This is a genomic window from Alistipes provencensis, assembly GCF_900083545.1.
GTDB lineage: Bacteria > Bacteroidota > Bacteroidia > Bacteroidales > Rikenellaceae > Alistipes > Alistipes provencensis.
The window spans coordinates 3,782,736-3,788,833 of the sequence record NZ_LT559262.1; the positions used below are offsets into that span (position 1 = coordinate 3,782,736).

The 6,098-nt window shown below is 60.2% G+C and carries 5 protein-coding genes; 2 read left to right on the forward strand and 3 right to left on the reverse strand.

Annotated features, from left to right (window positions below):
* Window positions 1–11: 11 nt before the first annotated feature.
* Both xylA and xylE read left to right on the forward strand, forming a co-directional pair.
* Window positions 12–1,325 (forward strand): xylose isomerase, encoded by a 1,314-nt coding sequence (xylA, locus tag BN5935_RS14700; protein ID WP_064976760.1) that lies wholly within the window; start codon window positions 12–14, stop codon window positions 1,323–1,325.
* Between the two features lie 156 nt (window positions 1,326–1,481).
* Window positions 1,482–2,924, forward strand: coding sequence for a D-xylose transporter XylE (gene xylE, locus BN5935_RS14705; protein ID WP_064976761.1), 1,443 nt, complete (start codon window positions 1,482–1,484; stop codon window positions 2,922–2,924).
* A 205-nt stretch (window positions 2,925–3,129) separates the two neighbouring features.
* Here the strand turns inward: xylE and BN5935_RS14710 are convergent, their stop codons facing one another.
* From BN5935_RS14710 to BN5935_RS14720, 3 genes are all read right to left on the reverse strand, one after another.
* A complete protein-coding gene (locus BN5935_RS14710) occupies window positions 3,130–4,626 on the reverse strand; it encodes a potassium/proton antiporter (protein ID WP_064976762.1) in 1,497 nt (498 codons plus the stop codon).
* 9 nt (window positions 4,627–4,635) lie between these two features.
* Window positions 4,636–5,160 carry a hypothetical protein gene (locus tag BN5935_RS14715; protein ID WP_235821130.1) on the reverse strand — a complete coding sequence of 175 codons (525 nt, stop codon included), beginning with the start codon at window positions 5,158–5,160 and terminating at the stop codon, window positions 4,636–4,638.
* Between the two features lie 82 nt (window positions 5,161–5,242).
* Entirely contained in the window at window positions 5,243–5,629 is a 387-nt protein-coding gene (locus tag BN5935_RS14720) for a hypothetical protein (RefSeq protein WP_064976764.1), read from the reverse strand.
* Between the last annotated feature and the right edge of the window lie 469 nt (window positions 5,630–6,098).

Genomic DNA, 6,098 nt, shown 5'->3' on the forward strand with positions numbered 1-6,098 from the left:
ACGACAAAATCATGGCAACAACAAACTACTTTCCCACGGTGGAAAAGATCAAATTCGAAGGCAAGGATTCGAAAAACCCGATGGCGTTCCGCTACTACGATCCCGAAAAGGTCGTGAAGGGCAAAAAGATGAAGGACTGGTTCAAATTCTCGATGGCATGGTGGCACACCCTCTGCGCCGAGGGCGGCGACCAGTTCGGCGGCGGCACCAAGACCTTCCCGTGGAACGCGGCGGCATGCCCCGTCGAGCGCGCCAAGGCCAAGATGGACGCGGGCTTCGAGTTCATGCAGAAGATGGGCATCGAATACTACTGCTTCCACGACGTGGACCTCGTGGACGAGGCCGCCACGGTCGAGGAGTATGAGAAGAATCTCAAGGAGATCGTCGCCTATGCCAAGCAGAAGCAGGCCGAGACCGGCATCAAACTGCTGTGGGGCACGGCCAACGTCTTCGGACACGCCCGCTACATGAACGGCGCCTCGACCAACCCCGATTTCGACGCCGCGGCCCGCGCCATGCTACAAATCAAAAACGCCATCGACGCCACGATCGAGCTGGGCGGCGAGAACTACGTCTTCTGGGGCGGCCGCGAAGGTTACATGTCGCTGCTGAACACCGACATGAAGCGCGAGAAGGAGCACATGGCCACGATGCTCCGTATGGCCCGCGACTACGCCCGTTCGAAGGGTTTCAAGGGCAACTTCCTGATCGAGCCCAAGCCGATGGAGCCGATGAAGCACCAGTACGACGTCGACACGGAGACCGTGATCGGCTTCCTGCGCGCCCACGGTCTCGACAAGGACTTCAAGGTCAACATCGAGGTCAACCACGCCACGCTGGCCGGCCACACGTTCGAGCACGAGTTGCAGTGCGCCGTCGATGCCGGCATGCTGGGTTCGATCGACGCCAACCGCGGCGACTACCAGAACGGCTGGGACACCGACCAGTTCCCGATCGACCTCTACGAGATGGTGCAGGCCATGATGGTCATCGTCCGCGGCGGCGGCCTTCAGGGCGGCGGCACGAACTTCGACGCCAAGACCCGCCGCAACTCGACGGACCTCGAGGACATCTTCATCGCCCACATCGCCGCGATGGACATCATGGCCCGCGCGCTGCTGATCGCCGCCGACATCCTCGACAACTCGCCTTACCAGAAGATGCTCTCGGAGCGTTACGCCTCCTATGACAAGGGCGAAGGCAAGTCCTTCGAAGAGGGCAAACTCACGCTCGAGCAGGCTGCCGACTACGCCCGCAAGCACGAACCCGTGCAGCACAGCGGCAAGCAGGAGCTCTACGAAGCGATCGTAAATATGTATATCTAATAAATCCGGTCTATTAACTGACCGTATTCCCGCTGCCGACTGTCGTATCCGCCGCCTCCGGCGTCGTTTACAAGTCTGACCCCACCCCAAACCCCTCCCTCGGGAGGGGCTTGGCCTGCGGGGAGGCAAATGTTCGAAATACCTAAAACCTGAAACATGACCTTAAACCAACAAACCGGCAGCCGCGCCTATCTCTTCTCCATCGTACTGGTGGCGATCATCGGCGGACTGCTCTTCGGTTACGACACGGCCGTCGTGTCGGGAGCCGAGCAGGCGCTCGACCAGTTCTTCCGGAGCGCCGCGGACTTCACCTACACGTCGTGGATGCACGGCTTCACCGCCTCGAGCGCGCTGATCGGCTGCGTCATCGGCGGCGCGATCTCGGGCCTGCTGGCCTCGCGCTTCGGGCGCAAACGCTCGCTCGTCATGGCGGCGGTGCTCTTTTTCGTCTCGGCCGTCGGCTCGTGGTGGCCCGAGAGCGGCATCCTGCCCTACGGCGAGGCATCGCTCCCGCTGCTGGTGTCGTTCAACATCTACCGCGTCATCGGCGGCATCGGCGTCGGACTCGCCTCGGCCGTCTGCCCGATGTACATCGCCGAAATCTCCCCGGCGAAGATCCGCGGCACGCTCGTCTCGTGCAACCAGTTCGCCATCATCTTCGGCATGCTGGTCGTCTATTTCGTCAACTACCTGATTCGCAACCACCTCGGCGATACGGGCGAAGCGATTCAGGCCGCAATGGTCCAGATCGGCTGGCGGCGGATGTTCCTCTCCGAAGCCTTCCCGGCGGGCGCCTTCTTCCTGCTGATCATGCTCGTTCCCGAGACCCCGCGCTTCCTCGCCCTCAAGGGCAACGACACCAAGGCTTTCTCGGTGCTCGAGCGCATCAACGGCACGGCAGAGGCCCGTTCGATCCTCGACGACATCAAGGCCACGGTACACGAAAAACGCGAAAAACTCTTCGCCTACGGCACGGCCGTGATCGTCATCGGCGTCCTGCTCTCGTTCTTCCAGCAGGCCATCGGCATCAACGTCGTGCTCTACTACGCACCGCGCATCTTCGAGAACATGGGCGCTTCGGGCAACGTGTCGATGCTCCAGACCGTCGTCATGGGTATCGTCAACATCATCTTCACCGTCGTGGCGATCTTCACCGTCGACAAGGTGGGCCGCAAGCCGCTGCTCATCATCGGCTCGACGGGCATGATGATCGGCATGGCCGCCCTCGCGGCACTGTCGTTCACCGACACCATCGGAATCGCGGCACTCATCTTCATCATCATCTACACCGCGTCGTTCATGATGTCGTGGGGTCCGATCTGCTGGGTGCTCATCTCCGAAATCTTCCCCAACACGATCCGCTCGCAGGCCGTGGCCATCGCCGTGGCAGCCCAGTGGATTGCGAACTTCCTCGTGTCGGCGACCTTCCCGTCGCTGAGCGCATGGAGCGTGGGCGGCACCTACTGCATCTACGCCCTGATGTCGCTGCTGTCGGCCGTCTTCGTCTGGAAGTGGGTTCCCGAAACCAAGGGCAAGACCCTCGAAGAGATGTCGACCCTGTGGAACCCGGCTAAGAGCCGGGATTTAGGAGGCGAATAGAGGATCAGCGTTTAATATCCGGTTCTGCGCTCCCGAGCTTAAGAAGCCCGTTTTAGGGGCTAACAGGCCTCCGAACACCCCCGTTACACAGTTACAGCCGTTACATAGGGCATTCACCCTTGTAACGGCTGTAATTTATAACGCTCCGGGCGCAGAACCGGACGAGAGCGCTCCGAAATAACCGTCGCCCCCTAAATCCCGGCTCTTAGCCGAGTTTCATCACGTCGTCGATGCCCATGTCCTTATAGGTGGACTCGAGCTCCTCGCCGCGGTCCGAAATGACCAACAGTTTGTCGCCCAGATGCAGTTCCGTTTTGCCCTGCGGCACGAAATACTCGCCCTCGCGGCAAACCATCATCACCAGCGTGTTCTCGGGCAGGGTGATGTCCTTGAGCGTATGCCCGGTGTCGAGCATCGACTCGTTGACCTCGACCTCCGTGAGTACCGATTTCATGTCCTCGTGGATATCGACGCTGAACGCCGACTCCCGCTCCTCGTAAGCCAGTCCCAGCATATTGGCCATGCCGCTCACGGTGGTGCCCTGCACCACGAGCGAGATGATCGTCGAGAGGAAGACCACGTTGAACAGCAGTCCGGCCTGCTCGACATTGGCCATCATCGGATAGATGGCGAAGAGGATCGGCACGGCGCCGCGCAGACCCACCCACGAGACATAGAGCCGCGCCTTGGTGGTGAAGCGCCGGAAAGGCAGCAGACAGGCAAAGACCGTGACGGGACGCGCCACGAGAATCATGAACGCACCGACGGCACAGCCCAGAATCAGCACCTCGGGACGGAACAGTTCGTCGCTGTTGACGAAAAGTCCCAGCGTGAGGAACATCACGATCTGCATCAGCCAAGTGAAACCGTCGAAAAAGACCGTCAGCGACCGTTTTTGCGTCAGTTTATGGTTGCCCACGACCAGACCCGCCAGATAAACGGCCAGATAACCGTTGCCCTTGATGAGGTCGGTGAAGGCGAAAGCGAAGAAGATGAAGGCCAGCAGCAGCACCGAATAGAGCGAGTGGTTGGCCAGATTGATCTTGTTGATCGTCCACACCGCCAGCCGGCCGATCAGGTAACCCGACAAGGCTCCGACAACCATCTGGATCACGAAATAGACGATGCTCATGCCCATGCCGACATCCCCCGAGGTGTTGGTCACAATGCCGATCAGCAGGATCGTAAGCATGTAGGCCATCGGGTCGTTCGAGCCGCTCTCCAACTCCAGCAGCGGGCGGAGGTGTTGTTTGAGCCCCTGTTTCTTGCTTCGCAGGATGGAGAACACCGACGCGGAGTCGGTCGAAGACATCGTGGAAGCGAGCAGCAGGGCCAGCGGAAAGGAGATTTCCAGTCCGATCCACGGCGCGATGAGCCAGACGAAGCCCGCCAGCACAACGGCCGTCATCACCACCCCCACCGTGGCCAGCACGACGCCGGGCCCGATGATGGGTTTTATCTCCTGAAAGGAGGTATCCATACCGCCCGTGAAGAGGATGATGCAGAGGGCGATCATGCCCACGAACTGCGTCATGTCGACCGAGCGGTACGAGATGAAGTTCAGACCGAACAACATGCCCACTCCCAAAAAGAGCAGCAACGCCGGGGCGCCGAAACGATAGGCGACCTTACCGGCCATCACCGCCACGAAGAGCAGCAGAGCGCCGACCAATACTACATTTTCACCACTGATGTCTATCATTCTGTATCTTTAGTTTTTAGCCGGTTGCAGCTCATTCCCGTCGGCAATGCGCAGCTCGGTCAGCGGCCGGTACTCCAAGTCGGTGTACTCGAACGCCTGCATGGCCGCAAAGCGGTTGTCGGGTGTCCGGTAAACGGCCACAGCCACGGCGGGAACCTGTGCGTGGGGCAGGGCGAAAAGCCGCCCGACATCACCCTGTGCGATGCACTCCCGGACCTCCGCGGAGAGTCCGCGCTCGAAATAAAGCTCCTCATAGCGCAGGTAACAGCGTCCTGCACGGTAATAAGGCGCTCCCTCGGAGCTGAAAAACCGCGCCGCGAGGGTAATCATCCCGGCCAAGGCCAGCGACCCGCCGAGGAACACCAGCGCCGAGCGCATGTTGTTCGACAGCCCGGCACCGTACATATTGTTCAGAACCAGCATTGCTACGCCGGCTACCAGCAGCACGGCGGGAATCAAAAGGGATTTGCGGCGACGAACCACGACCTCCCCGGGCAAGGCGTACATCGCCTCGCAAATTTTAATCTTATCCATATCTCTCTCATTATCAAACGCTCATATTTCAGTTAAGGGAACGACTCCCCTGCCGGAGAGACCGTTCGGGAAACACGAACCGCTAAATAATGAGCCGGCGCAGGCGGTAGACATAGTAGTCCACGGCATGTAGGCCGACGGAGAGATCATTGGATTGGTACGTTGAAATAAGTTTGGCAACTCCCGTGCCGCCGCACAACGCGACGCAACGCAATGCAGCGCGTGCCGCCGTATGGAGACTTCCGCGCTGGAACATGGGTGCGGCCGGGGAGGTTTCCGCCTCCCGGAAAACACGGGGTTGGTTCAGGTCAGAATTGCAGATGCGCTCGCACTGCCACTGATCGGCAGGTGCGTTGCCTACCGAAAGTACCGCCGTGCGGGCGGTCTGTACGGCACACGCGTCGCCCCGGCTCTCCGAAAAGAGCAGGCAACCCGCCAAGGCCAGCAAGATGAAAAACAGTTTACGCATATGCGGATAATCCGGTCAGATGCAAAGTTACATTTTTTCTCGGACATATTCACGCCCGGAGCCGAAATTGTCGACAAAAAAACCAATATTGCCGACGCAGGCCCGACGAAAAAAGGTCTTTTCGCACCCGTTTTTGATTATCGCGGAGCAGATTTCGGCATAACGCAGTTCGGCCCGGACGGGACATACCGAAGTATTTCCCGTTCGGGCAGGACAAGGCAGGGCGAAAGGTGCCCGTGAGAATCGAAAATTACTGGGGGATGAAGATATAAGTGATCGTTCCCGTCTGCTTGGCGGGAGCCGTTTCGTCGATGTTGAACAGCGAACTGCGGGCCGCCCGCAGCGCCTCGTCGCGCATACACGCGTCGCCGCCCCCGACGACGCGCGCCCCCGGCCCCCTCCCCGCCCGGCGTGCCCGGCCCGGATCCCGCGGCTGCCCCGGGCCACCGCACGCACCGCCCGGCAAGCC

Bases quoted from the DNA above. Each gene is read 5' to 3' on its own strand.
- BN5935_RS14710 (WP_064976762.1), bottom strand. From the start codon at position 4,626: ATGATAGACATCAGTGGTGAAAATGTAGTATTGGTCGGCGCTCTGCTG.
- BN5935_RS14715 (WP_235821130.1), bottom strand. From the start codon at position 5,160: ATGGATAAGATTAAAATTTGCGAGGCGATGTACGCCTTGCCCGGGGAG.
- xylE (WP_064976761.1), top strand. From the start codon at position 1,482: ATGACCTTAAACCAACAAACCGGCAGCCGCGCCTATCTCTTCTCCATC.
- BN5935_RS14720 (WP_064976764.1), bottom strand. From the start codon at position 5,629: ATGCGTAAACTGTTTTTCATCTTGCTGGCCTTGGCGGGTTGCCTGCTC.
- xylA (WP_064976760.1), top strand. From the start codon at position 12: ATGGCAACAACAAACTACTTTCCCACGGTGGAAAAGATCAAATTCGAA.